This window comes from Pseudomonas sp. NPDC089743 (assembly GCF_044748785.1).
Lineage (GTDB): Bacteria > Pseudomonadota > Gammaproteobacteria > Pseudomonadales > Pseudomonadaceae > Aquipseudomonas > Aquipseudomonas putida_X.
This window is the reverse complement of record NZ_JBIVGS010000038.1, coordinates 1-1,803: the sequence shown is the minus strand read 5'-3', so window position 1 is coordinate 1,803 and position 1,803 is coordinate 1. Positions and strand designations below refer to the sequence as shown.

General features: G+C 52.5%; 1 rRNA gene. It reads right to left on the bottom strand.

From position 1 onward, the window contains the following. Positions 1–76: 76 nt before the first annotated feature. Positions 77–1,803, bottom strand: a 23S ribosomal RNA gene (locus ACIPZC_RS26000); the annotation flags it as partial.

Below are 1,803 nucleotides of genomic sequence, written 5' to 3'. Positions count from 1 at the left end.
TGTGGTTCGTTGCGAACTTTCGGTTCGTATCATCTTCACCACCACAATCTGCAGCAGCAAATTGCTTGGGTGTTATATGGTCAAGCCTCACGGGCAATTAGTATTGGTTAGCTCAACGCCTCACAGCGCTTACACACCCAACCTATCAACGTCGTAGTCTTCGACGGCCCTTTAGGGGATTCAAGATCCCAGTGAGATCTCATCTTGAGGCAAGTTTCCCGCTTAGATGCTTTCAGCGGTTATCTCTTCCGAACATAGCTACCCGGCAATGCCACTGGCGTGACAACCGGAACACCAGAGGTTCGTCCACTCCGGTCCTCTCGTACTAGGAGCAGCCCCTCTCAAATCTCAAACGTCCACGGCAGATAGGGACCGAACTGTCTCACGACGTTCTAAACCCAGCTCGCGTACCACTTTAAATGGCGAACAGCCATACCCTTGGGACCGGCTTCAGCCCCAGGATGTGATGAGCCGACATCGAGGTGCCAAACACCGCCGTCGATATGAACTCTTGGGCGGTATCAGCCTGTTATCCCCGGAGTACCTTTTATCCGTTGAGCGATGGCCCTTCCATACAGAACCACCGGATCACTAAGACCTACTTTCGTACCTGCTCGACGTGTTTGTCTCGCAGTCAAGCGCGCTTTTGCCTTTATACTCTACGACCGATTTCCGACCGGTCTGAGCGCACCTTCGTACTCCTCCGTTACTCTTTGGGAGGAGACCGCCCCAGTCAAACTACCCACCATACACTGTCCTCGATCCGGATAACGGACCTGAGTTAGAACCTCAAAGTTGCCAGGGTGGTATTTCAAGGATGGCTCCATGAGAACTGGCGTCCCCACTTCAAAGCCTCCCACCTATCCTACACAAGCAAATTCAAAGTCCAGTGCAAAGCTATAGTAAAGGTTCACGGGGTCTTTCCGTCTAGCCGCGGATACACTGCATCTTCACAGCGATTTCAATTTCACTGAGTCTCGGGTGGAGACAGCGCCGCCATCGTTACGCCATTCGTGCAGGTCGGAACTTACCCGACAAGGAATTTCGCTACCTTAGGACCGTTATAGTTACGGCCGCCGTTTACCGGGGCTTCGATCAAGAGCTTCGCTTGCGCTAACCCCATCAATTAACCTTCCGGCACCGGGCAGGCGTCACACCCTATACGTCCACTTTCGTGTTTGCAGAGTGCTGTGTTTTTAATAAACAGTCGCAGCGGCCTGGTATCTTCGACCGGCATGAGCTTACGGAGCAAGTCCTTCACCCTCACCGGCGCACCTTCTCCCGAAGTTACGGTGCCATTTTGCCTAGTTCCTTCACCCGAGTTCTCTCAAGCGCCTTGGTATTCTCTACCTAACCACCTGTGTCGGTTTGGGGTACGGTTCCCAGTTATCTGAAGCTTAGGAGCTTTTCTTGGAAGCATGGCATCAACCACTTCGTCGCCTAAAGGCAACTCGTCATCAGCTCTCGGCCTTGAGATCCCGGATTTGCCTAAGATCTCGGCCTACCACCTTAAACTTGGACAACCAACGCCAAGCTGGCCTAGCCTTCTCCGTCCCTCCATCGCAATAACTGGAAGTACAGGAATATTAACCTGTTTTCCATCGACTACGCTTTTCAGCCTCGCCTTAGGGACCGACTAACCCTGCGTCGATTAACGTTGCGCAGGAAACCTTGGTCTTTCGGCGTGCGAGTTTTTCACTCGCATTGTCGTTACTCATGTCAGCATTCGCACTTCTGATACCTCCAGCAAGCTTCTCAACTCACCTTCACAGGCTTACAGAACGCTCCTCTACCGCATCACCA